Here is a 25,531-nt window from a genome sequence, read left to right as displayed (position 1 = left end):
CTTGCCGCCGAAAGCATATCTGGTTGCAGGCTAATGCAACCGGCGCGATTCCAGACTCCCAAGAAACTAGCTACAAGAAATGACGGTTGTTCAGGATTCTCGCCAGCGGATACGCCTTTTCTCACGGGGCAAATGATTTGATTCGGAGGCGGGCCGATGATTGTAATCGTTGACGAGCGCGAGCTCGTAACAGAGGGATACAATTCACTTTTCGACCGTGAGGGTGTCGCCTGCGCAGGCTTCGCGCCGGGCGAGTTCGGGGAGTGGGTAAGCTCAGCGGCGGACACCGACCTGAGGTCGGTCCGAGCCTTCCTGATCGGCGACTGCCGCGAAGGCTCGATCTCTCCCCGTCAGATCCGCGACCGCACCGGCGCACCGGTCATCGCCTTGAGCGAACAGCACTCGCTGGAAAACACGCTGCGGTTGTTCGAGAGCGGCGTCGACGACGTCATTCGCAAGCCCGTGCACATCCGCGAGATCCTCGCCCGCATCACCGCCATCCGCCGCCGCGCCCAGGAAGATGTCGCCTACACCGAGATCGGCGCCATGCGCATCTTCATGGATGGCCGCGACCCCGAGATCGACGGCCAGCCTTTGCCCTTGCCGCGCCGCGAGCGCCGCATCCTCGAATATCTGGCCAGCAATCGCGGCCGCCGCGTCACCAAGACCCAGGTTTTCAACGCCATCTACGGCATCTTCGACGAAGAGGTCGAGGAGAACGTGGTCGAAAGCCACATCAGCAAATTGCGCAAGAAGCTGCGCGAGAAGCTGGGCACCGACCCGATCGATTCCAAGCGCTTCCTTGGCTACCGGCTCGTCTTCTGATGCAGCCCCGCGCCAGCCTCGCGCAAGACAGGATGCGTAGCCTCGTAGCCAGTGGCATCCGCATTGGAGCCAGCGGCATCCACATTGGGGAGACGTTTCGATGAGCCTCTACGGAATGATGCGGACCGGCGTTTCCGGCATGAATGCACAGGCAAACCGGCTGTCCACCACGGCCGACAACATCGCCAATTCCGACACCACCGGCTACAAGCGATCCTCCGCTGAATTTTCGTCGCTGGTCATGCCGAGCACGGGCGGCGCCTACAATTCCGGCGGCGTCACCACGACGATCCGGCAGGCGGTCAGCGATCCAGGCGTGCTTCAATACACGACCTCGGTCTCCGACCTTGCCGTCAACGGCGACGGTTTCTTCGTCGTTCAAGATCCAAGCGGAACGCCCTTCCTGACCCGAGCCGGCGCCTTCGTTCCTGATGCCGAGGGCAGGCTGGTCAACGCGGCCGGCTTCCAGCTGATGGCCTACAGCTACGCCAACGGCGTGCCGGCGGCGACGGTGAACGGCTTCGAGGGCCTGACCCCGGTGCTCATCTCCGACCAGGGGATGACGGCAACGCCGAGCACCCAGGGTACCTACAGCGGCAACCTGCCGGCAGGCGCGACGCCGGTCGCCGCCGGCAATCTGCCCACCACCAACGCCGCGGGTGCTCAGTACACGTCGAAATCCTCGATGGTCGCCTACGACAATCTCGGCAACAAGAAGCTGCTTGACGTCTATTTCACCAACACTGGCGCCGGCACCTGGCAGGTGGCGGTCTTCGATCAGTCGAAGGCCACCGCCGGAACGTCGTTCCCTTACACCGGCGGCGCATTGGGCTCGGCCAACCTGACCTTCGACACCACCACCGGCAAGCTCACCGGCGCCGTCAACAGCGTCGGCCTGACGGTGCCCGGTGGCTCCGCCTTTTCGCTGGACCTGTCGGCATTGACCCAGCTCGGCGCCGGATTCACCGTTTCCGATGCCCAGGTCAACGGCAACGCACCGAGCACCATCGACAAGATCCAGATCAGCAAGGACGGCACCATCTCGGCGCAGTACAAGGACGGCTCCACCAAGGCGCTCTACAAGATTCCGCTGGCCGACGTGCAGAGCCCGGACCAGCTCAACGCGCTGCCCGGCAACGTCTACGCACAGGGCACCGAATCCGGCGCGGTCCGTATCGGCTTTGCCAATGAGGGCAAGGCCGGCTCCATCATCTCCGGCGCACTCGAGAATTCCAACGTCGATATCGCCGAAGAACTGACCAACATGATCGCGGCACAGCGCAGCTACACCGCCAATTCGAAAGTCTTCCAGACCGGTTCCGATCTGATGGACGTCCTTGTCAACCTGAAGAGATAAAACGGGCACCGCCCGTGAAAGACCCGCATGTCGTTGTCCACAGCACTGAGCATCGCCCAATCGGCGCTTATGAACACCGCGCGGCAGACCAGCGTCGTCTCGCGCAATGTCGCCGACGCCGACAATCCGGACTATTCGCGCCGCCAGGCCGTCGTCACCAGCACGGCGCCGGGCGCGCGTTCGGTTGATATCCGGCGCGCCGCCAACGACCTGCTGTTCCGCCAGAACCTCAGCGCGCTGTCGGCCTGGAGCGGCCAGAACGCGCTCTACAGCGGCATGGATCAGCTGGGCGTATCGGTCAATGGCGTCGACAATGCGTCCTCGCCCTCGACCGCGATCGGCAATCTGCAGCAAGCGCTGCAGCTCTATGCCACCTCGCCGTCCAACCAGAACCTCGGCGCCAGCGTCGTCGACGCAGCCAGGCAGGTCGTGCGATCCCTGAACGAGGGCTCCACGGCGATCCAGGATTTCCGCACCCAGACCGACGGGCAGATCGCCACGGCGGTCGACGACCTCAACTCGCTGCTCAGCCAGTTCCAGGATGCCAACACCGCGGTCATTTCCGGAACCCGTTCCGGCACCGATGTCTCCGACGCGCTCGACCAGCGCGACGCGCTTTTGAAGAAGATCTCGGACTATATCCCGGTCTCGACCTTCACGCGCGGCGACAATGACATGGTCGTCACCACCGGCGACGGCACGACGCTGTTCGAAACCATTCCGCGCACGGTCAGCTTCGCGCCGTCGGCCGGCTACACCGCCGGTGCCGCAGGCAACGCGGTCTATATCGACAATGTGCCGATCTCGGCGGGAGCCGGCGGCAACACCAGCGCCAGCGGCAAGCTCGCCGGCCTGCTGCAATTGCGCGACAGTGTCGCCTCGACCATGCAGAGCCAGCTCGACGAAACCGCGCGCGGCCTGATCACGGCTTTTGCCGAAACCGCGCCTGCGCTGCCCAATGCAGCCGGCCTGTTCACCTGGTCCGGTGCGCCGGCGGTGCCGGCAGCCGGCACGCTGGTCAACGGCCTTGCCGGATCGATCAGCGTCAATGCGGCGATGGACCCAAGCGCCGGCGGCAATCCGACGCTGCTGCGCGATGGCGGTGCCAATGGTGCCGCCTATGTCGCCAACACCGGCGGTGGCGCCTCCTATTCCGACCTTCTGGTCGCCTATGGCGACCGGCTCGACAAGCCGATGGCCTTCGACCCGGCCGCCGGGGTTTCGGCAACGTCGAGCGTTTCCGACTACGCGGCCAACTCGATCGGCTGGTTCGAGGGCGTGCGCCAGCAGGCATCGACCGCCTCCGACGCCAAGGAAGCGCTGGCATCGCGCAGCGCCGAGGCGCTGTCCAACGCGACCGGCGTCAATGTCGACCAGGAAATGTCGCTGCTGCTCGACCTCGAACACACCTATCAGGCATCGGCCCGGATGATGAAAACCGTCGACGACATGATGACGGCCTTGCTCAACGCGGTGGGATAATCCATGACTTCAGTCTCGTCAGCGGCCATATCGAACGCCATGCGCTCCCAGCAGATGCGCATGCAGGCGGAGCTTGTCAAAGCCACCAAAGAGTCCTCGACCGGCAGGGTCGCCGATGTCGGCCTGGCTCTCGGAGCGCGCACCGCGCAGTCCGTCACCTTCTCGCGCGATCTCGACCGCCTCAACGTCATCATCGACTCCAACGGCCTGGTCGGCTCCCGCTTGTCTTCGACGCAGACCTCGCTTAGCCAGCTCTCGACCGCGGCGCAGTCCTTTCTGTCCGCCCTGACCACCGCGTCATCGAGCGATTCTTCCAACAGTCTCACCCAAGCCTCGGGCAAGGCGACCATCCAGCAGTTGACCTCGATCCTCAACACCAGCGTCAACGGCGAGTACCTGTTTGCCGGCACCAACACCGACGTCAAGCCGATCAACGACTTCACCGCCGCCGGCTCGCCAGCCAAGGCGGCCTTCGATGCGGCCTTCGTCGCCAATTTCGGCTTCACCCAGGATGACCCGGCGGCGGCCAACATCACTGCCACCCAGATGGACGACTTCATCACCAACGACGTCGTGCCGCAGTTCATAGGCGCGGGCTGGCAAGGCAACTGGTCGAACGCCACCGACCAGCAGATCGTCAGCCGCATCGCCCTGAACGAAACCACCCCGACTTCGACCAGCGCCAACAGCGACGGCATCCAGAAGCTCGCCATGGCGGCGGCCATGGTCTCCAGCCTGATGTCCAGCAACATCAGCCAGGCCGCGAAGAACAAGGTCGTCAGCCGCTCCACCGCACTGGTCGGCGAAGCGCTGAGCGGTATTGGCCAGATTCAGTCCGAGACCGGCATCGTCCAGAAGCGGGTTTCCGATGCGAACGACCGCATGAAAACGCAGGTCGACCTTTTCGAACGGCACATTCTCGATCTGGAAGGCGTCGATCCGGCCGAGGCCGCGACCCGGGTTGCAGACCTGACACAGCACATCGAAACGTCCTTCGCACTGACCGCGCGCTTGCAGCAGCTCAGCCTGTTGAATTACCTGACCTGACAACGCTTAACGGAACGGTAGAGCCCCACCGATGTACCAATTCTCCTACGCCGATATCCAGAGCACCTCCGTCGCCGACGCCAAGGACCGCGAGCGGGAGCTCCTGACCCGTTCGATCGACATGCTGTCGGCGGCGGCCGCCGCCGGCCTCGGCTCGATGGAAGCGGTCGAGGCGCTGCATTTCACCAACCGCGTCTGGACCGCCTTCGTCGAGGATCTCGGCTCCAGCGACAACGCCCTGCCCAAGGAACTGCGCGCCAACCTCATCTCCATCGGCCTGTGGCTGCTGCGCGAGGCAGAGGACATTCGCCAGGGCCGCACCAACAATTTCGAAGGGCTGATCGAGGTGTCCCAGATCATCAGGGACGGCATTCAATGACCAACACGTTGAAGATATCGCTGAAGCCGAACGAGAAGATCTACATCAACGGCGCCGTTATCCGCGTCGACCGCAAGGTCACCGTCGAATTGATGAACGACGTGCAGTTCCTGCTCGAAAGCCATGTGATCCAGGCCGAAGACGCCTCGACGCCGCTCAAGCAGCTGTATTTCATCCTGCAGGTCATGCTGATGAACCCGGCCGGCGCGGCCGAGGCGCGCGACATGTTCCGGCGTTCGCTGCCGCTGCTGCTGGCAAGCTTCGAGGACGCCCAGATCTGCGCTGGACTGAAACAGATCGACCGCATGGTCGGCGAGGATCATATCTACGAGGCGCTGAAGGCAATCCGCGCGCTCTATCCGCTCGAACGCCGCGCGCTTGGCGACAATGACTATGTTCCGGGTGCCGCGCGCCCGTTGGCTGTGGGAGCACGATACTGATGAACGTGGACATGACGACGACGATACCGACCGGCGCCAACCAGGCCAGCCAGCAGACCTCGAAGACAGCGGTTGACTACCAGTCGTTCCTGAAGCTGCTGATTGCCGAGATGAAGAACCAAGACCCGACCAAGCCGATGGATTCGACTCAGTACGTCGCCCAGCTCGCCACCTTCTCGCAGGTCGAACAATCGGTGCAGACCAACACCAAGCTCGACCAGATCATGTCGTCCTCGGCGCTGTCGCAGGCCGATGCGCTGATCGGGCGCTCGATAACCTCCGCCGACGGCAAGACGACGGGCACGGTGGCGTCTGTGCGCCTCGCCAGCAGCGGCCTCATCGCCGTGCTGCAGAACGGCACCGAGGTCGCGGTCGGCCCGGGCGTCTCGATCAAGGCAGCGAGCTGACGCTTCCGGCAGGGCCAGTCCCATGAATGAGGCCGACGCTCTCGACATCGTCCAGTACGCGGTGTGGACGGTGCTTACCGCGTCTGCCCCGGTGGTGCTGGTCGCCATGGCGGTCGGCATCGGCATCGCCCTCATCCAGGCGCTGACGCAGGTCCAGGAGATCACCTTGACCTTCGTGCCCAAGATCGTCGCCATCATGCTGGTGGTGGCGCTGACCGGCCCCTTCATCGGCAGCCAGATATCGGCCTTCACCAACGTCATCTTCGAGCGCATCCAGAACGGATTCTGAGCAATTCCAGGAAAAGTGTGAAACGGTTTTCCGTCCGGAATTGCGTCAAAACAAGAGATAGAGCGGTTCGGCGTTTCCGTGAAACGATGAACCGCTCTGAGCAAGTCGACGAAAGCCGTGCCGGTCCGTGCCGAACCATCGGGATCCGCGACCGCTGCGGATGGAGACGTGGACCGCCTCTATCCCATTGTTGGACCATGACCTTTTTCGAAAGGTGTTCGCCCTTTCAACCGCCATGCCCTACTTTCGGCAAATGATCTGAGCAAACGGATCGTCTGACGAGCAGGCACGACATGGCAGGGACCCACCGATGATTGAAGAAAAGCCGGAAAGCGAGAGCGTTTCGGCGCTGGCGCCCTTCCGGCACGGCATTTTCCGCGCCGTATGGGCCGCAAGTCTCGTCTCGAATTTCGGTGGCCTGATCCAGGGCGTCGGCGCCGCCTGGATGATGACCACGATCGCCACCTCGTCCTATCAGGTGGCCCTGGTCCAGGCTTCGACCACCTTGCCGATCATGCTGTTTGCGCTCGTCGCCGGCGCCATCGCCGACAGTTTCGACCGGCGCAAGGTGATGCTGGTCGCCCAGACCTTCATGCTGGTCGTCTCCGTGCTTTTGACCCTGTTCACCTATGCCGGCCTGATGACGCCGTGGACACTACTGGCCTTCACCTTCCTGATTGACAGTGGCACGGCACTCAACAGCCCGTCCTGGCAGGCCTCCGTCGGCGATATCGTGCCCCGCAACAAGGTGCCGGCCGCCGTCGCGCTCAACTCGATGGGCTTCAACCTGACCCGCAGCGTCGGCCCGGCGATCGGCGGCATCATCGTCGCCGCTGCGGGTGCGGCGGCGGCCTTTGCGGCCAACGCAGTAAGCTATATCGGCCTGATCGTCGTGCTGGCGCGCTGGAAGCCGGACCTGCCGGTCTCGACCTTGCCGCGCGAATCGCTGGGCGCGGCCATGGGCGCCGGCCTGCGCTACGTCGCCATGTCGCCCAACATCGGCAAGGTGCTGGTCAGGGGCGCGGCTTTCGGCTTCAGCGCCGGCGCGGTGCTGGCGCTCTTGCCGCTGGTGGCGCGCGATGTCGTCAAGGGCGATGCCCTGACCTACGGCATCATGCTCGGCGCTTTCGGCATCGGCGCGGTTGGCGGCGCGCTGATCAGCGTGCGGCTACGGCAGCTGCTGTCCAGCGAGACGATGGTGCGCTCAGCCTTCGCCGGCTTTGCCGCCTGCGCCTTCAATGCCGCCGTCAGCCATCACGCCTGGCAGACGTCGCTCGGCCTGCTTGTCGGCGGTGCCTGCTGGGTGATCGCCCTTTCGCATTTCAACGTCACCGTGCAGATGGCGACACCGCGCTGGGTGGTCGGCCGGGTCCTGTCGGTCTATCAGACCGCGACTTTCGGCGGCATCGCGCTAGGCAGCTGGATCTGGGGCGTCGTCGCCGATGCGCATGGCGCCGAAACCGCGCTGATCGCGGCAAGCATCGCCATGCTGGCCGGCGGCGCCATCGGCTTCCTGCTGCCGCTGCCGCAGCAGCAGGTGCTCAACCTCGATCCGCTCAACCGCTTCAAGGAGCCGCACCTTGCGCTCGACCTGAAGCCGCGCAGYGGCCCCATCGCCATCATGATCGAATACATTATCCGCGACGAGGACGTGCCGGAGTTCCTCGCCACCATGGCTGAACGCGGCCGCATCCGCCGCCGTGACGGCGCCCGCAACTGGACGCTGGCACGCGACCTCGAAAATCCGGCGATCTGGATCGAGCATTATCATACGCCGACCTGGCTCGAATATGTGCGCCACAATGGACGCATCACCCATGCCGACGCCATCATCGGCGACCGCTTGCGGGCGCTGCACAGCGGCGACGAACTGCCCCGCGTGCGCCGCATGATCGAGCGCCCGACGACCGCGGGCACGGCGCTCGTGATGGCCAAGGGACCGATCGAGCACTAACCGGGCCCACCTTTGGGCGACATGCACTACCCTTCGCCCGACAGGTCCCTGCGCGCCTTGTCAAGTTCCTCGGCATAGCGCCGCATCAGATGGCCTTCGGTCAACAGCCCCAGCACGATGCGGTCGCTGAAATCCTCGACCACGGCGAGCTCTTCAGCGCCGGCGCGCTGGAAGGTCTCGGCGGCGGACTGCACGTTCATGCTCGGCACCAGCACCGCGTCCCTGTACTTGGCAAGATCGCGCACAGCCACCTCGCCATCGGAAGGATCGCTGTGCAGCTCGGCCACGATCAGCACGCCGACATAGTGATCGCCCGCGTCGACGGCAATGATGCGCTGGGCCGAACCGAGCGGCACTTGACTGCGGAAGGCCGCCAGCGTCGTCGAGGCATGGATGGTCTTGATGTCCTTCCGCATCATCGAGCCGACGGTGAGGCTGCGCATCCAGCCGACGTCGTGGGCGCTGCGGATGGTCTCGCCGCGCAGATGGAAGCGCCATGTCGAGAAGGAATAGCCGAACGTCTCGCGCACCAGGATCGCCGACATGATCGAAGCCGCCAGCACGACACCGGTCAGCGTCAGGTCGCGGGTCGATTCCAGCGCCAGGAAGGTCATCGTCAGCGGGCCGCCGACGACGCCGACGGCGAGCGACGTCATGCCGACGACGGCGGCAACAGCGGGATCAATGCCGGTGGCCGGCGAGACAAGCGCCATCACACCGGCAAACGCCTTGCCAAGCAGTGCACCGAGGAACAGCGAGGCGAAGAACAGCCCGCCGCGAAAGCCCGAGCCCAACGAGATGGCGGACGCCGCCAGTTTCAACACGAAGACGCTGGCCACCACAGCCAGACCGTAGTTCATCGCGAATTCGCGATGCAGCGCGCCATGGCCGCTGGACAGGACTTGCGGCGTGATTAGCCCAAGCAGCCCGACGATGACACCGCCAATGACGGGGCGCAGCGACGCATCGATCGACAGCCTGGCAAAACCGCGTTCGATGAGCGTCACCAGATGCATGATGGCGATCGAGGCCGCACCGCCGAGCAGGCCTAGCAGCAGGAACGGCACGTACTGGCTGGCGGTCAGCGCCGGCAGGCCCGAAAGCTCGAGCGGAAACGGCACGCCGCCGAACACTTCCGCCGTCAGCGAGGCTGAGATCGCGGCGGTCATGACAGGCGCGACATTAGCGACCGAATAGATGCCGATCACCAGTTCGAAACCATAGAAGGCGCCCGTCAGTGGCGCATCGAAGGCGGCGGCGATGGCGCCGGCGGCGCCACAGCCGACCAGGATGCGGACATCGTTGCGGCGCAGCCGGAAGATGCCTGCCAGCCGCGACGCCAGGCCGGACCCGACCTGCGTGTAGCCGGCTTCCAGCCCGACCGAGGCGCCGAAACCGCTGGAGATCATCGTCTGGCCGGCGATGATGAAGGTGTCGGTGAGCGACATGCGCCCGCCATAGAGCGCGTTGGCTTCGATCGGGTCGATCGGCGTGCGGAATTTGCGCACTCTGAGCCAGATCACCGTCAGCCCAAGCAGGATGCCGCCGATCGCCGGTATCAGCGCCTGCATCGGGTTGGCGAGCGAGAACATGCCGGAAAGCCGGCCACCGGGCTGAACGCCGAACAGCAGCCCGTGCAGGTCCTGCACGATCTGGCTCATCGCCGTGACAAGGATGCCTGCCATCACCCCGACGACACCGGCCAGGATAACCACGGCGATGCCGCGCGCCTCGAGCAGCGGCACCGATCTGATCAGCACCGAGCGCAGCCGGCGGGCGTAGACTTCGCTGTGGTTTCTGGAAAGCACCGGGGCGGCTCGCCGATATCGGAAGAGGCAGTGGAAAGCCCGCCTGATACGCCCGGCGACACGGCAAGGCAACCACATTGGCGACAGACAAGGCGCCATTGTGGCATGGGGCGACTGGTCGCGGCCGTGGCTGGCTCTGTTGGAACGCGAACGGCTGCCGTCCGCTGACAGATCGATCAGGTCGGCTTGGGATCGCCGGCCTCATAGAGCACGAGGTTGCGCTCTCCAATGCCAAGTGCCGGCCAGCTTGCACGCCAGTCTGCAAGGTGCGGCGAGCGGAAATGTGCGTCGAGCACTGCCCTGTCGCTCCAGACCTCCGTGACCCGGATGAGCCCGGCATCGAACACGTCCTGCGCATAGGAATATTCGAGGCAACCGGGCTCGGCGCGGCTGGCTGAGGCCATACGCTCCATCGCGGGCTTCGCCTCCCCGAGCTTTTCCGGCGGCAAGCGGATGGTGCCGATGATTTCCTTTTGGAGGCGGCGGTCGAGAGCCCAGTAGCCAGTCTCCCACCCTCGCGCAAGTTTGGCCGGTTAGGCTCACAAGGCTGCCGCGCTGGCAGGCTTGGCATTTTTGGGGACGACATGGCGATCAGCGAAAGCATCCAGCCTGGCGCAGTGGCCAAGAACGGCCGCGACGTCTTCTTCGCCATCGGCATCGTCATCATCCTGGCCGTGCTGTTCCTGCCGATCCCGGCCTTTCTCATCGACATCGGCCTCGCCTTCTCGATCGCCCTTTCGGTGCTGATCCTGATGGTGGCGCTGTGGATCCAGCGACCGCTCGATTTCTCGTCGTTCCCGACCGTGCTGCTCATCGCAACCATGCTGCGGCTGTCGCTCAACATCGCCACCACACGCATGATCCTGTCGCATGGCAATGAAGGCACGCACGCGGCCGGATATGTCATCGCCGGCTTCTCCAAGCTGGTGATGGCCAGCGACTTCGTCATCGGCCTCATCGTCTTCATGATCCTGATCGTGGTGAACTTCATCGTCATCACCAAGGGCGCCACCCGTATCGCCGAAGTCGGCGCCCGCTTCACCCTCGACGCCATCCCCGGCAAGCAGATGTCGATCGACGCCGACCTCTCCGCCGGCATGATCGACGACAAGACGGCGCAGCTGCGCCGCCGCGAGCTGGAGGAAGAATCCTCCTTCTTCGGCTCGATGGACGGCGCCTCGAAATTCGTCCGCGGTGACGCCATCGCCGGCCTCATCATCACCGCCATCAACATCGTCGGCGGCATCGCCATCGGCTATATCAGGCACGGCATGGGCATGGGCGAAGCCGCCGACGTGTTCATCAAGCTGTCGGTCGGCGACGGCCTCGTCACCCAGATCCCGGCGCTGATCGTCTCCTTGGCCGCCGGCCTGCTGGTGTCCAAGGGCGGCACACGCGGTTCGACCAACCAGGCGGTGTTCGGCCAGCTCGGCGCCCATCCGCGCGCGCTTTACGTGGCGGCATCGCTGCTGGTGTTGCTCGGCCTGATGCCCGGCCTGCCGCTGTTTCCGTTCTTTGCGCTGGCCGCCGGCATGGCCGGCCTCGGCTACATCATCCCGATGCGCCACAACCGCGCCGTCGCCGCCGCCGAAGCGATCAAGGACCAGGAGAAGGCGACCAAGGTCGAAGAGGAAAAGAACTCGGTCAAGGCATCGCTCGCCACCGCCGAGATCGAACTGCTGATCGGCAAGCAGCTGTCGACGCGGCTGCTGGTGTCGCATCAGGAACTGGTTTTCCGCATGTCCAAGATGCGCAAGAAATTCGCCACGCAATACGGCTTCGTCGTGCCGGAAGTGCGGGTTGCCGACGATTTCGCCATCCCGCCGAAGAGCTACCAGATCAAGGTGCACGGCACCGTGGTGGCCGAATACCAGATGCGCGTCGGCGAGATCATGGTGCTGCTCGGCAACCGCGACATTCCCGAAATACCGGGCGAGGAAATCCGCGAGCCGGCCTTCGGCATGCGCGCCTATTCCGTGGTCGAAACCTTCGCCGAAGACCTGAAGCGCGAGAACTACACCTTCGCCGACAACATGTCGGTGCTGCTCACCCATCTTTCCGAGGTCATCCGCAACAACCTGCCGCAGCTTCTGTCCTACAAGGACATGAAGGCGCTGCTCGAGCGGCAGGACCAGGAATACCGCAAGCTCGCCGACGAGATCTGCACGACGCACATCTCCTATCCCGGCTTGCAGGCGGTGCTGAAGCTGCTGCTCGCCGAACGGGTCTCGATCCGCAATCTGCATCTGATCATCGAGGCGATCGCCGAGATCGCGCCGCATGTGCGCCGTACCGAGCAGATCGTCGAGCATGTCCGCATCCGCATGGCGCAGCAGATCTGCGGCGACCTCTCGGAAGGCGGCGTGCTCAAGGTGCTGCGCCTCGGCAATCGCTGGGACCTCGCCTTTCACCAGAGCCTCAAGCGCGACGCCAAGGGCGAGGTGCGCGAGTTCGACATCGATCCGCGCCAGCTGGAAGAGTTCGGCCAGGACGCGACCAAGGCGATCAAGAAACATCTGGAAGCCGGCGAGCGCTTCGTGCTGGTCACCGCGCCCGACGCCCGCCCCTATGTGCGCATGATCATCGAGCGGCTGTTCACCACGCTGCCGGTGCTCAGCCACGTCGAAATCGCCAAGGGTGTCGAGATCAGGGTGCTCGGGACCATATCGTGAGCGTTCTCTCGCAAGGCGTCGTCATCGCGGCGTTCCTCGCCTTCTGCCGCATCGGCGCGTGCTTCATGCTGATGCCCGGCCTGTCCAGCGCCCGCGTCCCGGTCCAGGTCAGGCTGTTCGTGGCGGTCGCTGCCACAGGCGGCCTGCTCGCCTTCCTGTGGGATCGCATCTTTCCCTTCGTCGATCCGCGCCCGCAGATCCTGGTGCCGATGATCATCTCGGAACTACTGGTCGGTGGGCTGATCGGCGCCATGACCAGGCTCTACATGGAAGCCTTGCGCTTCATGGGCTCGGCCATCGCCATGCTGATCGGCTATGGCGGCACCGGCGGGCCGGCGATCGAGGAGCCGGAACCGCAGGCAGCGCTTGCCGCCATCATCTCGTTCTCGGCTCTGTTGATGCTGTTCGTCTTCGATTTCGACCACGAGATCGTACGCGCGCTGGTGACCTCCTACACGGTCGCGCCGGTCAACATCTTCTTCAACCCGCAGGCCGCACTCGTCGACGTCACCGACACGGTATCGGACACGTTCTTCCTGGTCATCCGCCTCGGCAGCCCGTTTGTCGCTTATGCCATTCTCGTCAATCTGACGATCGGCTTCGTCAACAAGCTGACCCCGCAGATCCCGATCTATTTCATCTCGCAGCCCTTCATCATCGCCGGCGGCATGATCATCTTCTACTTTGCCGTCGGCACCATGCTCTCGCTGTTCGTCGCCGGCTTTGTCGACCTGACATTGGCACGATAGCCATGAGCACGCGCAGGGACCGCCTGAAGAAACTGGTCAAGGTGCAGGTGCAGCTGAAGGCGCTGCACGAAACCCGTCACGCCACCTTCCTTGCCGCGGCCGGCGCCGCCGAGACCGAAGCCCGGGATCTGGTCGGGCATTTCGACCGGGCCGATTCCCTCTCCGGCGTGTTTCCCGATCTCTACCATCGCCGCATTGCCAGCGCGGTCGGGCGCCAGGAGGCGAGCCTCGAAGGCGCCAGGCAGGAAGCCAGCCTCATCGCCGCGGCAACCGCCCGCACCAACATGGTCGAACGCGCCTACAAGGACGTGCGCAACCGCGACGAGCGCGAACGCTCCGACCGCGAGCGCCTCGACCTGATCGCGCAGAAGCGGAGCGCAGAGTAGTGCCGGGGTGCTGATAGTTGGCCCAAATCTGCCAGACTAATCCTCTCAATGTCCGGAATTACGGTTGCGAAGAGCGCCCATCCGCCTGCTGCGGGAATTGCCGGTCGTCGTTCATGCTAACTTCAGTGACCAGCTTGCGGCGAAGAGCCATAGTGTAGTCGTTTGGCCCCTTCGGCGTTATGACAAAAGCTTGGGATCCGCCAATGACGAATTTGGCAAAATAGGATGCCAATGGTTGGTCGGGATTCTCATCTTCCGTTGGAATGGCGATCGCGTTGATCGTGTATCCCTTGGCAATGGCGTTCAGCCTGCTCGGCTGAACAGGAAGCCCGTCATTGTTCTCACCATTGGAAGAGATGTCGATCACTTTCTTGGCCGCCTTTCCAGGAAACTGGTCGAGCAGAAGACTTCCGACGTCGATGGCCGAGGAAACGGATGTTCCGCTTCGTCCTCTGCGAATATTGCCGGTATCGCCTCTCTTGTTGATCACCGACGCAGCCGCCTTGGCATCTTCCAGCCCGCAGATGCTTGTCCATGGCAGCACCATGCGTGTGTGCCCGGGACTCGACCATTCAAAGTAGGCCACGCCGATGCACCCAACATAATTTCGGGTGATGGCCGCGATGATCTCGGGCGAAGTGAGCGCTGCGGCATGTCCCTCCCGCTGCAGGTCAGCAATCTCCGGATCAATCGAAGACGAGTAATCGACTGCGAATACGACAGCAACATCAACATTGGCGGCATGTGCCTGCAGCCCCCAAAACACCGAAGCGACAAGCGTTCCCGCCAGTCTCAAATATGAGCTGGCCCGCTTTGCCAGCGCTCTGACCGTCGGCATCAGAATGCCGCTGCGTATCACTCGCGCCAGAAAGCTTGCCAGCGCCACCATTACAGTGCCCTCGCGACAGGTCCGGCCGCCGACCGAGACCATGGGCCCTGTGCTGAGTGGCGGTCCGCTTGGCAACACGTTCGCATCACCGCCTAGGTTCATCACATTCCTCCACTGGATTTGAATTGGCGGCGGGCCGATGGCCCGCCCAGGCCGCAGGCGCCGCGGCAAAGGCAGGGGCCACGTGGAAGGGCGGAATCGGGCCGGCCAGCATCGGCCCGCGCGCCACCGGCGTTCGGTTCGACATTGCGACGGACAGGATCGCACCGAGAATGATCGCGGCACCCAGTGCGCCTGCGGGTGAGTTCCGCTCACCGAGCAAGATCGCCGCGCCAAGAGCCCCGAAGACGCTTTCGGCACTGACGATCACGGCGGCATGGCTAGCGGAGGTAAAGCGCTGTGCGGCAATCTGTATGCCGAAAGCGATCGCGGTGGAGAACACGCCGAGGACCGCCAGTTCCGGGCCGGCTGCAAATGCCGCGGCTAGCGACAGGTTGCCTTGCATTGCCCCGAGCGGCAGGGCGAAGGCGGCGGCGCCGAGGAATTGCGTCGCCGCCGCGGTGAACGGCCGCGCATGGGTCTGCATGTGCCGGCCGAGCTCGACCATCCAGAGCGCATAACAGGCAGCCGACAGGATGGCGGTGAGATCGCCGCTGCTGAGACTGGCGAACCCGCCGGACAAAAGCAGGGCACCGACCATGGTCAGCCCGGCGGCGGCTGCGAGACTCGCTGTCGGACGTTCGCCAATGAGCAGCCAAGCGGCCAGTGGTGTCATCACGGTTGCGGTGCTCACCAGGAAGCTTGCATTTGTGACAGTGGCGCCGAGATAGCAAAGCTGCTGAAGCGTGATGGAGATGGCAAACAGCGCACCCACCCTGGCCAGGCTGGAGAAATGGCCCGGCCCGGCCGGCAGTCGCCTTTCGGTCAAGACAAAGGGCAGCACAAGCAGCCCACCGATGAGGCAGCGCAGGCCGACGGCACTCAGCGCGTCGAGATGAACAAGCACTGTCTTTTGCGCGACATTGCCCAAGCCCCATAGGGCAGCGGCAAGCAGCAGCAGCAAATTGGCCCTAAGCTTGGACATACACCGCATCCCTCGGACTAAAGCCCGTCGCGGGTTTGCGATGGCTCCAACCACTTCAGGGCGCCCGGTTCGGTCCGCCACGACCGACGTTTCGTTCAGCTGCCCCTACTTAAGCGATGCCTTAATTGATCTACCGTCACAGGAGCGCTTGAATGCGTGGTTCTACCGGTTGCGAAGCGTTAGTTTTGAGTTAGGATTTCGTCAGGCTGGGACCCTGTTAAGAAAATGCAAAGTGAGGACAGCGTCGCCGCAAGCAAAATCTCACTCTTCGGCGGGTTCCGGATTGAAAAGGAAACTGTCGGTCCGCTCTGGTTGACCGGGAAGCGGGGTCCCGCGATCATTGCCTATCTGGCCCGCTGCCCGGGCATGGCGGCGACAAGGGAAAGGCTGGCTGATCTGCTATGGGGCGATAGCGACAGCGAACACTCGCGCAACAGCCTGCGGCAAACCCTCAGCGTTCTACGCCGGGATCTATCACGGGCGGGGGTGGATATCGTCCATTCTCGGAGGGAGTTGATCGCCCTCAGGCCGGATGCGGTTCGAGTTGACGTCGACGAGTTTGAATCCGGGCTCTCCGCGCGTTCCGCGCCGGAACTCGAGACGGCTCTGGCGCACTACACCGGACCGTTTCTTGATGGGGTTTATCTGGGAAGCAACGCTTTCGACGACTGGGCGGCGGCTGAACGCGACAGGCTGCTGGGCCGCGCGCTTGAGTCCTTCGAAAAACTCGCCCGCTTCGTGGACACAGAGGCCGGACTCGCCCTGGCGGATCGAGTTCTGGCCATGGAACCGACGCGGGAGGAGTCCTATCGGCTCAAGATGGAATTGCTCGCCGCGTGTGGCCAGCGCGACAGGGCGATAAGGACATATGAGGCTTGCAGGAGCATGGTGAAGAAGGAGTTCGGCGTTGAAACCAACCCTGAGACGCGGGCGCTTTGGCAATCCCTGCTATCTGCCGCCGACACGACGTCAAATCTGCAACCGACAAATGGTGCTCCGGCCGGCCAGCGCCCCGGGCGCCCCTCCATCAGCGTTGCCGACTTCGTCAACCTGACCGGAAAGCGAGGCGACGACTTTTTCGCCAGGGGGCTCGTCCAGGACATAACCACGGCCCTCTCCGAGGTGGCCGACTATGTCGTGCTCTCCGCGCTTCCGTCCAAGGACAAGAGCGGCGATGAATCCCAAACGCCCGGAATGCTCCGGGCGCGATACATGCTCAGCGGCAGCATCCAGCGATCCGGCAACGGGCTGAGGGTGAACGTCCAGCTTGTCGATGCTGGCAGCGGCCATAATGTCTGGGCCCAGAAGTTCGACGGCCACTCGGAGAACGCGCTCGAATTCCAGGACCGGATCGCACAGTCGGTTGTGCTGGCTGTGATCCTCGAACTTCAACTGACCAACTGGAAGGTTCGCGACAAGAGCCCGCCGGGCGCCCCTGAAGTGCGCAGGTTGGTGAACGAAGCTCTCATGAAATATTTTGAGATGACCCGGGACTCACTGTTGGTCGGGATAGAGCTTGCCGAGAAGGCGGTTTCGGTGGGCCCCGACAACGCCCGTGCACAGCGGACGCTTTCGATTGTAATTTCTATGGGCGTGGCGTTTGGCGCGCTGCCTCGCGAGCCAGGGCAGATCGAGCGTGCGGTTGAGCTTGCGGAAGCAGCGGTACGGGCAGTGCCCGACGACGAAATTGCCCGCTGCATCCTGTCATTCGCTCTCGAAAGTTCCGGCCGAATCGACGAGGCGATCGCCGAATGCCAACATGCGATCAGCCTCAACCCAAGCTATCCGAGTGGCCACGGCGATATTTCGATGCTCTTTGCGTTGCGCGGACAGGTAAGTGAAGCAGTGCGTGAGGCCAACGAGGCGATCCGGCTCGGCACGTATGACGTCATCGACTTCTGGCGTCACCATGGCCTGGCTGTGGCACTGTTCGCCGGCGGAGACGACCGGCGGGCGCTCGAAGTCGCTCGCAAAGTGGTCAGGACAAAGCCGGGCTTCGTTCGTGGCGCCCTTTATTGGGCCGCGGCCGCTTCGGCAACCGGAAACAACGAAGAAGCGACACGGGCCATCCATCATTGCCTGTCACAGCTTCCTCATCTCAACCTCGGTAATGTCTGCCCCGGCTTTGTGCCACGCTATGTGAAGGATCATCATCACGCGAGATTCCTTGAAATGCTGTCGAGGGCTGGCCTTCCTGCTTCCTAGTGGAACCTGGCTACGCGACCGGGATCGTGGCGGCCATCTCGCAGCCGGATTCAGTCCGCGTGCTTGGAACAAATGACGGGCCAGACTGTTCACCTCTGATACGACGCTGACGTGCCCGATGGGTAAGCGGCGATCTTAAGGAGTTCTCATCATGAACATGTCGTCCACGTTTCGTTCAGCCGCCTTTGCAGTCATCGCCACTGCGGGCGTAAGCCTTGCCAGCGCCGCGCATGCCGACAGCGGCACGATCCGCTTCTCCGTCTACAAGGCTGCCTTCTTTGTGGGTGGCTCTGGAGGCGAAGGCACGCTGACATTCCATGGCCGCCGCTATCCCGTCTCTGTCGGCGGCATCTCGGGCGGCCTCGCCTTCGGGGTTTCCAAGACCTACTTCCAAGGTACCGTTCGCCACATTCGCCGCGTCCGGGATGTAACGGGGGTCTATGGGGCGGCGGGCGGTGGCGGYGCGCTCGGCAAAGGGGCCCAGGTGATCGTCATGACCAAYGACAAGGGCGCCMMRCTCGAGCTCACCGGCAAGCAGGTAGGCATGCAGGTCAACGCCGACCTAAGCGGTATGGCCATTACGGTGAAGTAGGACGTCGCTCCGTTCGGCGTCCCTGCGGTCGGTCCACTACGCTGCATACAACGGTAGGCCTTCTAGCCATGTCTTAGGAAGCCGACGTTCCGCTTTCGGCCAAAAACGCGACGTCCGAATGGTGGCTTGGCGATGTCCGCAGTTGGCGACGGGACCAAGAAACATGCCTGCGTTCCACCCCCGCCCGCCGCGCAAGCCTGCCACAAGCTTGTTGAGGCATGGTCTGGCTAAGGAAAACCGATAAAAGGCGGACTTTCTTGGCGATTTCTCCACCCAGCGACATCGTTATGGATGTGGCCCGAGCCGTCGACCCGACGGACATCGAGGCCGCCCGTGCCGCGCTGACCAAGCGCGCCGGCGGTGCTGCCGGGACTTTTTCGGTCGACACCGCCGCTTCGGTCGATGCCGGCTCGATCCTGTCGCGGGCCACCGCCGACAAGGCCGCGACGACCGACCCGGCCAAGAAGTTCAAGAAGTTCGAGGCGATGGTGCTGCAGACCTTCATCCAGAACATGCTGCCCAAGGACACCGAAGGCGTCTACGGCAAGGGCCTCGCCGGCGACATGTGGAAATCGCAGCTTGCCGAGCGGGTGGCCGACGTGATGGCCGAACGCGGCGGCATCGGCATCGCCAAGTCGATGCTCGCCGACCACTATCTCGAAGGCAAGCGCGTCGTACCGGTCGGTCCGGTTTCGGGCGGGCCGGAAAAGACCGAGATCGATCAACAGAACAGCCTGTCGACCTCGCTGGTCCACGAATTGCAACGCAAGGCGGCCCGGTCGATCGCCGGTGACGACACCGCCATCAAGACAGACATCAAGATCTAGGAATGCCCCCGAAACCGGCAGCCGGTTTTGGGAAGGATCATGCCAAAACACTGAGACAGTGCGTATCCGAGTTCAATCTAACCAGACCGGGATTCTCATGGCCGACTTTTCGGAATTCACCGCCAACCTGCCAGCACGCACGACCGCGTCGGAAGCGCCGATCCCGTTCGCCCGGCCGGGCAACCTTGCCGCCATCATCGGCCGCATCGAGGAAGTGGTCGAGGAAGAGACGGCCGGCATCCGCAACGCGACCAACTATGATCTCAAGGCGTCGAACGCCCGCAAGAGCCGCTATCTCTACGAACTGACGCGCGCCATGCGGGGCGGCAGCGAAGCCGAATTCCTCGAACAGCACCGCGAGGGCCTGACCCGGCTGCGCCAGAAGCTGGCCAAGAACGAGGCGGCGATCCTGGCTCACCTCAGCGCGGTCAACGAGGTTGCCAGCCTGCTGCGGCACGCCATCCAGCGCGCGGAAACCGACGGCACCTATTCCGCCGGCGAGTTCGGCTGGATGAAGGCATGATGTCGAACACAATGCCGAGGCAAAAAGCTAGTGCGGCGTTCCCATCGCCAGGAAATGACAAGGCCTGATGTTCAAGGTCATCGCCATCGCCGTCTGGATCTGCGCCGCCACGCTCGGCGCCGTGTTCTATTCGTTCCAGGCAGCAGGCGAGCGTGGTGTCGGCGAGACACCGAAGCCGATGTTGGGTGGCCTGGACTACGTCAAGACCGACATCATTTCGGTACCGCTGATCCGCGATTCCCAGATCGGCGGCTATTTCCTGACCAAGCTTGTCTACACGGTCGAGCCCGAGCAGATAAAGAAGCTGTCCATTCCAGCGGAAGCGCTCATCACGGACCAGGTCTATACCTACCTCTATTCCAATCCGCAGATCGACTTCACCAATAAGGCGACGATCGACCTCGATGCCTTCCGCGCCGCGATCCGCGATACCGTCAACACCCGTGTCGGCGCCACTTTGGTGCATGAAGTTCTGATCGATCAGGTCAATTTCCTGAGCAAGGACGAAATCCGCGACAACTGGCTGCGCCGCAAGAAAAGCGAGACAGCGGCGGAAATGACCAAGGCATTCAAGGAACATTGAGCTGCCCGGCTCGCCGTTGCGCCTCTCGCCGAGACGTCATCCGCTGCGGCGATAGGAACCAGCCACCGGAATCCGCGTTGACGTAAACGTCAACCCAAAGCTATATGCGACCGTGATCGCGAAAGCGCGCGGCATGGAGCTTCGAGCGCCGCTGCGCGACAGATGCAACAGACAAGGAGAACAGCGTGAGCGTTCAGGAGATTGCAGAGAAGATCAAGTCGCGCGTGGCGAGCAGCGGATTCGATCGTTCGGTGAAATTCGACACCGGCGCCGATGGCGTCATCGTCATCGATGGCACAACCATTTCAACCACTGACGGACCCGCCGATTGCACCATCAAGCTCTCGCTCGACGATCTGGATTCGCTGATATCGGGCGACCTGAACCCGACCATGGCTTTCATGACCGGCAAGATAAAGGTCGAAGGCGACATGACCGTCGCCATGGCGCTCAGCCAGCTGATCGGCTGACCGCTTGTGAGCCGCACAAAACGCCGCCCGATGGGCGGCGTTTTTGTTTTGAGCCGAAGCCGGGTGGCCGCTTCGGGCAGCCGTTGCAGCTCAGGCCGCCGACGTCAGCTGCTGCGCCTTCAGCTTACGTCCCGCCGCCTTCAGCGTGCCGTGTACGCCGTCAAGCGCGCCGTCGACCAGTTCCAGCGCCAAAAGGCGATGCCGTTCATAAGGGCCGGGCATGGCGAGCGAACCGGTCCTGGCGGCCGAAAACCCGAAGCGTCCGTAATAGGGCGCGTCGCCGACCAGCAGGATCGCCGCATGGCCAAGCCGCGCCGCCTCGGCGATGGCATGACGCATCAGCGCCGAGCCGATGCCGGCACTCTTGAGCGACGGTTCGACGGCGAGCGGACCAAGCAACAGCGCTGCCGGGCCGCCCTCGCCCAGCCTGACATCCCACAGCCGCACGGTGCCGGCGACGGCGCCGGATGCATCACGAGCGACGAAGGCCAGGCCTTCCGAGGGCCGGCGGCCGCGCCGCAGCTTCTCCGAAGACTTCTTCCTGCGCATCGGACCCATGGCGTCGTCGAGCAGCGCTTCGCGGGCCGCAACGTCGGCTGAGGTTTCAGCGACGATGGCAATGGCGCGGGCACTCTCCCCCACAAGGGAGGAGATCGGCCAGACGCCATCATCGATGAAATTTGCAATGTCCATTTCCGCAATCCCTAGCGAGCGGAGATCTGTTCCACAGGCGAGCCCAGGTGGGCGCCAGACGCCCACCTGGGATGATCTGAGCGGCTCTTGCGAACCGTCAGATCACGTAGGATCGGAGAGGCTCGAAGCCGTTGAAGGCGACCGCCGAGTAGGTGGTCGTGTAGGCGCCGGTGCCCTCGATCAGCACCTCGTCGCCGATGGTCAGCGACAAGGGCAGCGGATAAGGCGTCTTCTCATACATCACGTCGGCCGAATCGCAGGTCGGGCCGGCGAGCACGCAAGGCGCGGTCTCCGTGCCGTCGTGCGCGGTGACGATCGGGTAGCGGATCGCCTCGTCCATCGTCTCGGCCAAACCACCGAACTTGCCGATGTCGAGGAACACCCAGCGCACATTGTCGTTGGCGGCCTTTTTCGAGATCAGCACGACTTCCGACTTGATGACGCCGGCATTGCCGACCATGCCGCGGCCCGGCTCGATGATGGTTTCCGGAATGGCATTTCCGAAATGCTTGCGCAGCGCCGAGAAGATCGCCTGGCCATAGGCCTTGGCTGCCGGCACGTCACGCAGGTAGCGCGTCGGGAAGCCGCCGCCCATATTGACCATCTTGAGCACGATGCCTTCCTCGGCCAGCGTCGCGAACACCGTCTTGGCGTCGGCCAGCGCACGATCCCAGGCGGTCAGGTCGGTCTGCTGCGAGCCGACATGGAACGACACGCCATAGGCGTCGAGGCCGAGCCCCTTGGCATGGCGCAGCACGTTGACGGCCATCGCCGGCACGCAGCCGAACTTGCGCGACAGCGGCCACTCGGCGCCCTCGCCATCGGTCAGCACGCGGCAGAACACGCGCGCGCCGGGAGCGACGCGGGCGATCTTGTCGACCTCTTCGACGCAGTCGACCGCGAACAGGCGGATGCCGAGCTGGTAGGCGCGTGCGATGTCGCGCTCCTTCTTGATGGTGTTGCCGAAGGAGATGCGGTCCGCCGGCGCACCGGCGTCCATCGCCATCTCGACTTCGGCAACGGAAGCGGTGTCGAAGGACGAGCCCATCGCAGCAAGGAGGCGCAGGATTTCCGGCGCCGGATTTGCTTTCACCGCATAGTAGATCTTGGAATCGGGCAGCGCCTTCTCGAAGGCGCGGAAATTGTCGCGCACGACATCGAGGTCGACGACGAGGCAGGGGCCGGTCGGACGTCGGGTGGCGAGGAAGTCAAGGATACGCTGGGTAGCCATCGGGGTCTCTCCATCAGCGCCTTTCGGCGCGCAATAAGGCTGCGGGACGCGGGCTGTCGGCCTCGCGAACACGCGGTGGACAAAGGCGGGACGGAAATCCATGGAACCAGCCGGTGGAGACCCCGGAACCATGAAACGCCGTCTCGCGGCGGTGAACCTTGGCCTTGCCCGGCCTCGGTTCGCTTTGTCTGCCTTGGCTTGGATGGGAGACCCGTCCGCACTGCCGGCAATGAAGGTGTGCCTCTTCAGTAACCCCGGTCTTTGGACAACCGGCAGAACACCAGAAAGGCCCGCACCGTCGTTGCTTCAAGGTGTCCTCGGTCTGGCGGTTGGCCGCTAAACCGACTGGAGGGGTTGGCTCCAGTTACCTTACCGATTTCCCTCACCATTCGAGGATCGGCGGACACCCACAGGCACGTGCGACTTTGGGCAAGCGCGATATAAGAGCGTCGGCTTTCACAATCAATAAAAATCGCATCCAAGGTTGTAAAATTTCTGGCATCGAACAATGTTGGTGCAATCGTATCCGGATATCGAACGATGCCAGGCACGCACGGCCCCCTCAACGCCTTTCTCGACGTTCGCCAGATGCCGGTGGCACATGCGGAACTCGGACCGCTGGCCGGCTTGCGGCTAGCCGTCAAGGACATCTACGACGTCGCCGGCTACCGCACCGGTTGCGGCAATTTGCAGAAATTCGCCGAAAGCGACGCCGCCTCGCGCACCGCGCCGGCCGTGCAGATGATTCTCGATGCCGGCGCGCGCTTCGTCGGCAAGACCCAGACCGACGAACTTGCCTTCGCGCTGTTCGGTCAGAATGCGCATTTTCCGTTTCCGGTGAACCCGGCAGCGCCCGACCGTGTCACCGGCGGCTCGTCGTCGGGGTCGGCTGCGGCTGTAGCAGGCAGGCTGGCCGATATCGCCACCGGCTCCGACACCGGCGGCTCGATCCGCGCACCGGCGAGCTTTTGCGGGTTGATTGGGCTGCGCACCACGCATGGCCGCATTTCGCTCGACGGCGCGATGAAGCTGGCGCCGAGCTTCGACACGTTCGGCTGGTTCGCCGACGATATCGAGACCTACGAGACAGTGGGCAAGCTGCTGCTTGGCCGCGACCCGCACCAGCAAGCGTTGGAGCGCCCGCTGGCGCTGGACTGGCTGGATGGACTGGTCGCCCGCCCAGCACTTGCCGAATATGCTGGGATGAAGGCGCTGGCGAGCAAGGTTTTCGGCACGCCTGCGACCCCGGCGGCGCCCTTCGCTTCGTCTCCGGATGAACTCTACTGGTGCTTTCGCCGGCTCCAGGCCAAGGAAGCCTGGGCGGTGCATGGCGCGTGGATCACCAGTGGCGAGCGCGACCTCGGCCCCGGCGTCGATGAACGTTTCGGCTTTGGCCGCGCCGTCGACGACCGAACGGCACAGGCCGAGACGGTGCGCCGGCTGACCTTCAGCGCCGAACTGAGCGCCCTGCTCGGCAAGGACGGCTTCCTTGTCCTGCCGACGGTGCCTGGCCCGGCGCCCTACGTGGACAGCACGCCGGAGCAGTTCCAGGCCTATCGCGAGCAGGCGCTGCGGCTTCTGTGCCTGGCCGGCCTATCGGGTTTTCCGCAAATCACCTTGCCCATCGGCTCGGTCGCCGGCGCGCCGTTCGGCCTGTCGCTGCTTGGCCCTTCCGGCAGCGACATTGCCCTGATACGGCTCGGCCGGAAACTTCTCGACGCCGCACGAAAGGCCTGACCATGGACACACTGACCCGCATGCGTGCCTTCATCGATGTGGTCGAGGCCGAGGGCTTTTCGGCGGCGGCGCGCAAGATCGGCCGTTCCAAGGCATTGCTGTCGAAATATGTGCGCGAGCTGGAGGACGAGCTCGGTGCGCTGCTGCTCAACCGCACCACAAGGCAGTTCTCGATGACCGAGGCCGGCCACACCTATTACCGGCGCGCCTCCGAGATCGTGCGCGAGGTCGACAGCCTGGCCGATGCAGTGCGCGAATCCTCCGGCGACGTGCGTGGCCGGATCAAGCTGTCAGCGCCGCGCACCTTCGCCGATGCGCCGATCGGCCAGTCGCTGATCGACTTCGCCAAGCAATATCCCGACATCGTGCTCGACATCCAGCTCGACGACCGTTTCGTCGACCTTGTCGAGGAAGGCTTCGATCTCGCGGTGCGCATCTCACGGCTGGAGAACTCGTCGCTGATCGCCAGGCGGCTGGCGCCGTTTTCGATAAGGCTGTGCGCCTCTCCCGAACTGATCGCCAAGCACGGCATTCCGACCCGGCCGCAGGATCTCGGCCGCATGCCCTGCATCGTCGACACCAATGGCCGTGGACTGAACAACTGGCCGTTCAAGGGCGAGAATGGCGATCCGGTGAGCGTCGCGGTGTCGGGTCCGATCGAGGTCAACAGCCCGATGACGGCGCGGGCGGCGGCCCTGGCGGGGCTCGGATTTTCCGTCCTGCCGGATTTCATCGCCGCGCCCGATCTCGAAAGCGGGCGGCTGGTGACGGTGCTCGATGACCGCATCCTGTCGGGCGGCGGCATTTTTGCCGTCTACCCGCACCGCCGCTACCTGCCGGCCAAGGTCCGCGTTTTCGTCGACTTTTTGGTGCAGTGGTTCAGGACGCGTGAGGCTGCCTGA

26 protein-coding genes are annotated in these 25,531 nt (G+C 63.8%); 20 read left to right on the top strand and 6 right to left on the bottom strand.

Annotated features, from left to right (window positions below; all coding sequences use genetic code 11):
• Positions 1–156 precede the first annotated feature (156 nt).
• The 9 genes from AC1DZP_RS27115 to AC1DZP_RS27075 all read left to right on the top strand — a co-directional run bounded on the left by AC1DZP_RS27115 (position 157) and on the right by AC1DZP_RS27075 (position 8,180).
• Complete coding sequence (locus tag AC1DZP_RS27115) at positions 157–825, top strand: response regulator transcription factor (RefSeq protein WP_111547800.1); 669 nt, start codon at positions 157–159, stop codon at positions 823–825.
• 100 nt (positions 826–925) lie between these two features.
• Positions 926–2,182, top strand: a complete 1,257-nt coding sequence (locus tag AC1DZP_RS27110; protein ID WP_477306635.1) for a flagellar hook protein FlgE — start codon at positions 926–928, stop codon at positions 2,180–2,182.
• Positions 2,183–2,209: 27 nt separating this feature from the next.
• Positions 2,210–3,664: a flagellar hook-associated protein FlgK gene (gene flgK / locus AC1DZP_RS27105; protein ID WP_457150813.1), complete on the top strand. Its 1,455-nt coding sequence runs from the start codon at positions 2,210–2,212 to the stop codon at positions 3,662–3,664.
• 3 nt (positions 3,665–3,667) lie between these two features.
• Positions 3,668–4,711 carry a flagellar hook-associated family protein gene (locus AC1DZP_RS27100; RefSeq protein WP_477306633.1) on the top strand — a complete coding sequence of 348 codons (1,044 nt, stop codon included), beginning with the start codon at positions 3,668–3,670 and terminating at the stop codon, positions 4,709–4,711.
• Positions 4,712–4,742: 31 nt separating this feature from the next.
• Positions 4,743–5,090, top strand: a complete 348-nt coding sequence (gene flaF / locus AC1DZP_RS27095) for a flagellar biosynthesis regulator FlaF (protein ID WP_477228045.1) — start codon at positions 4,743–4,745, stop codon at positions 5,088–5,090.
• Entirely contained in the window at positions 5,087–5,530 is a 444-nt protein-coding gene (gene flbT, locus AC1DZP_RS27090; RefSeq protein WP_457150816.1) for a flagellar biosynthesis repressor FlbT, read from the top strand. The genes flaF and flbT overlap by 4 nt, the downstream gene beginning before the upstream one ends.
• On the top strand, positions 5,530–5,937 hold the full coding sequence (gene flgD / locus AC1DZP_RS27085) for a flagellar hook assembly protein FlgD (RefSeq protein WP_095084528.1): 408 nt from the start codon (positions 5,530–5,532) through the stop codon (positions 5,935–5,937). The genes flbT and flgD overlap by 1 nt, the downstream gene beginning before the upstream one ends.
• Before the next feature lie 22 nt (positions 5,938–5,959).
• Positions 5,960–6,226 carry a flagellar biosynthesis protein FliQ gene (gene fliQ, locus AC1DZP_RS27080; RefSeq protein WP_095084529.1) on the top strand — a complete coding sequence of 89 codons (267 nt, stop codon included), beginning with the start codon at positions 5,960–5,962 and terminating at the stop codon, positions 6,224–6,226.
• A 310-nt stretch (positions 6,227–6,536) separates the two neighbouring features.
• Positions 6,537–8,180 carry an MFS transporter gene (locus AC1DZP_RS27075; RefSeq protein WP_477306631.1) on the top strand — a complete coding sequence of 548 codons (1,644 nt, stop codon included), beginning with the start codon at positions 6,537–6,539 and terminating at the stop codon, positions 8,178–8,180.
• A 26-nt stretch (positions 8,181–8,206) separates the two neighbouring features.
• On the opposite strand, the gene AC1DZP_RS27070 is transcribed toward AC1DZP_RS27075, so the two are convergent.
• Both AC1DZP_RS27070 and AC1DZP_RS27065 read right to left on the bottom strand, forming a co-directional pair.
• The gene (locus tag AC1DZP_RS27070) at positions 8,207–9,988 is read right to left on the bottom strand and encodes a chloride channel protein (RefSeq protein ID WP_477306629.1); all 1,782 of its coding nucleotides are present in this window, start codon (positions 9,986–9,988) and stop codon (positions 8,207–8,209) included.
• Positions 9,989–10,164: 176 nt separating this feature from the next.
• The gene (locus AC1DZP_RS27065) at positions 10,165–10,455 is read right to left on the bottom strand and encodes a putative quinol monooxygenase (RefSeq protein ID WP_477306746.1); all 291 of its coding nucleotides are present in this window, start codon (positions 10,453–10,455) and stop codon (positions 10,165–10,167) included.
• 117 nt (positions 10,456–10,572) lie between these two features.
• On the opposite strand from AC1DZP_RS27065, the gene flhA reads away from it, so the two are divergent.
• From flhA to AC1DZP_RS27050, 3 genes are read left to right on the top strand one after another with little or no spacing between them, the layout of a single operon-like run.
• Positions 10,573–12,660: a flagellar biosynthesis protein FlhA gene (gene flhA, locus AC1DZP_RS27060; protein WP_184876557.1), complete on the top strand. Its 2,088-nt coding sequence runs from the start codon at positions 10,573–10,575 to the stop codon at positions 12,658–12,660.
• Complete coding sequence (gene fliR, locus AC1DZP_RS27055) at positions 12,657–13,409, top strand: flagellar biosynthetic protein FliR (protein ID WP_477228041.1); 753 nt, start codon at positions 12,657–12,659, stop codon at positions 13,407–13,409. The genes flhA and fliR overlap by 4 nt, the downstream gene beginning before the upstream one ends.
• Positions 13,410–13,411: 2 nt before the next feature.
• Positions 13,412–13,795 carry a hypothetical protein gene (locus AC1DZP_RS27050; RefSeq protein ID WP_477306627.1) on the top strand — a complete coding sequence of 128 codons (384 nt, stop codon included), beginning with the start codon at positions 13,412–13,414 and terminating at the stop codon, positions 13,793–13,795.
• A 58-nt stretch (positions 13,796–13,853) separates the two neighbouring features.
• Here the strand turns inward: AC1DZP_RS27050 and AC1DZP_RS27045 are convergent, their stop codons facing one another.
• Both AC1DZP_RS27045 and AC1DZP_RS27040 read right to left on the bottom strand, forming a co-directional pair.
• Positions 13,854–14,633: a DUF1194 domain-containing protein gene (locus AC1DZP_RS27045; protein WP_477306744.1), complete on the bottom strand. Its 780-nt coding sequence runs from the start codon at positions 14,631–14,633 to the stop codon at positions 13,854–13,856.
• Between the two features lie 136 nt (positions 14,634–14,769).
• Positions 14,770–15,768, bottom strand: coding sequence for a DMT family transporter (locus tag AC1DZP_RS27040; RefSeq protein WP_477306625.1), 999 nt, complete (start codon positions 15,766–15,768; stop codon positions 14,770–14,772).
• Between the two features lie 225 nt (positions 15,769–15,993).
• On the opposite strand from AC1DZP_RS27040, the gene AC1DZP_RS27035 reads away from it, so the two are divergent.
• The 6 genes from AC1DZP_RS27035 to AC1DZP_RS27010 all read left to right on the top strand — a co-directional run bounded on the left by AC1DZP_RS27035 (position 15,994) and on the right by AC1DZP_RS27010 (position 20,968).
• The gene (locus AC1DZP_RS27035) at positions 15,994–17,973 is read left to right on the top strand and encodes a BTAD domain-containing putative transcriptional regulator (RefSeq protein WP_477306623.1); all 1,980 of its coding nucleotides are present in this window, start codon (positions 15,994–15,996) and stop codon (positions 17,971–17,973) included.
• A 151-nt stretch (positions 17,974–18,124) separates the two neighbouring features.
• Positions 18,125–18,565 carry a hypothetical protein gene (locus AC1DZP_RS27030; RefSeq protein ID WP_477306621.1) on the top strand — a complete coding sequence of 147 codons (441 nt, stop codon included), beginning with the start codon at positions 18,125–18,127 and terminating at the stop codon, positions 18,563–18,565.
• Positions 18,566–18,783: 218 nt separating this feature from the next.
• Positions 18,784–19,392 (top strand): rod-binding protein, encoded by a 609-nt coding sequence (locus AC1DZP_RS27025; protein WP_477306619.1) that lies wholly within the window; start codon positions 18,784–18,786, stop codon positions 19,390–19,392.
• 97 nt (positions 19,393–19,489) lie between these two features.
• The gene (locus tag AC1DZP_RS27020; protein WP_095084539.1) at positions 19,490–19,915 is read left to right on the top strand and encodes a hypothetical protein; all 426 of its coding nucleotides are present in this window, start codon (positions 19,490–19,492) and stop codon (positions 19,913–19,915) included.
• 67 nt (positions 19,916–19,982) lie between these two features.
• Positions 19,983–20,498, top strand: a complete 516-nt coding sequence (locus AC1DZP_RS27015) for a hypothetical protein (protein ID WP_477285952.1) — start codon at positions 19,983–19,985, stop codon at positions 20,496–20,498.
• A gap of 185 nt (positions 20,499–20,683) precedes the next feature.
• The gene (locus AC1DZP_RS27010) at positions 20,684–20,968 is read left to right on the top strand and encodes an SCP2 sterol-binding domain-containing protein (protein WP_095084978.1); all 285 of its coding nucleotides are present in this window, start codon (positions 20,684–20,686) and stop codon (positions 20,966–20,968) included.
• Positions 20,969–21,058: 90 nt separating this feature from the next.
• Here AC1DZP_RS27010 and AC1DZP_RS27005 read toward each other — a convergent pair whose 3' ends face one another.
• On the bottom strand, positions 21,059–21,661 hold the full coding sequence (locus AC1DZP_RS27005; protein WP_477306616.1) for a GNAT family N-acetyltransferase: 603 nt from the start codon (positions 21,659–21,661) through the stop codon (positions 21,059–21,061).
• A gap of 97 nt (positions 21,662–21,758) precedes the next feature.
• A complete protein-coding gene (odc2, locus tag AC1DZP_RS27000; protein WP_477306614.1) occupies positions 21,759–22,892 on the bottom strand; it encodes an ornithine/lysine decarboxylase in 1,134 nt (377 codons plus the stop codon).
• A 540-nt stretch (positions 22,893–23,432) separates the two neighbouring features.
• On the opposite strand from odc2, the gene AC1DZP_RS26995 reads away from it, so the two are divergent.
• A complete protein-coding gene (locus tag AC1DZP_RS26995; RefSeq protein WP_477306612.1) occupies positions 23,433–24,629 on the top strand; it encodes an amidase in 1,197 nt (398 codons plus the stop codon).
• 2 nt (positions 24,630–24,631) lie between these two features.
• Complete coding sequence (locus AC1DZP_RS26990) at positions 24,632–25,531, top strand: LysR family transcriptional regulator (RefSeq protein ID WP_477306610.1); 900 nt, start codon at positions 24,632–24,634, stop codon at positions 25,529–25,531.

This window comes from Mesorhizobium sp. P2_F8 (assembly GCF_056403655.1).
Note: the sequence above shows the minus strand (reverse complement) of the source record. Positions and strands in the feature narration are given on the sequence as shown.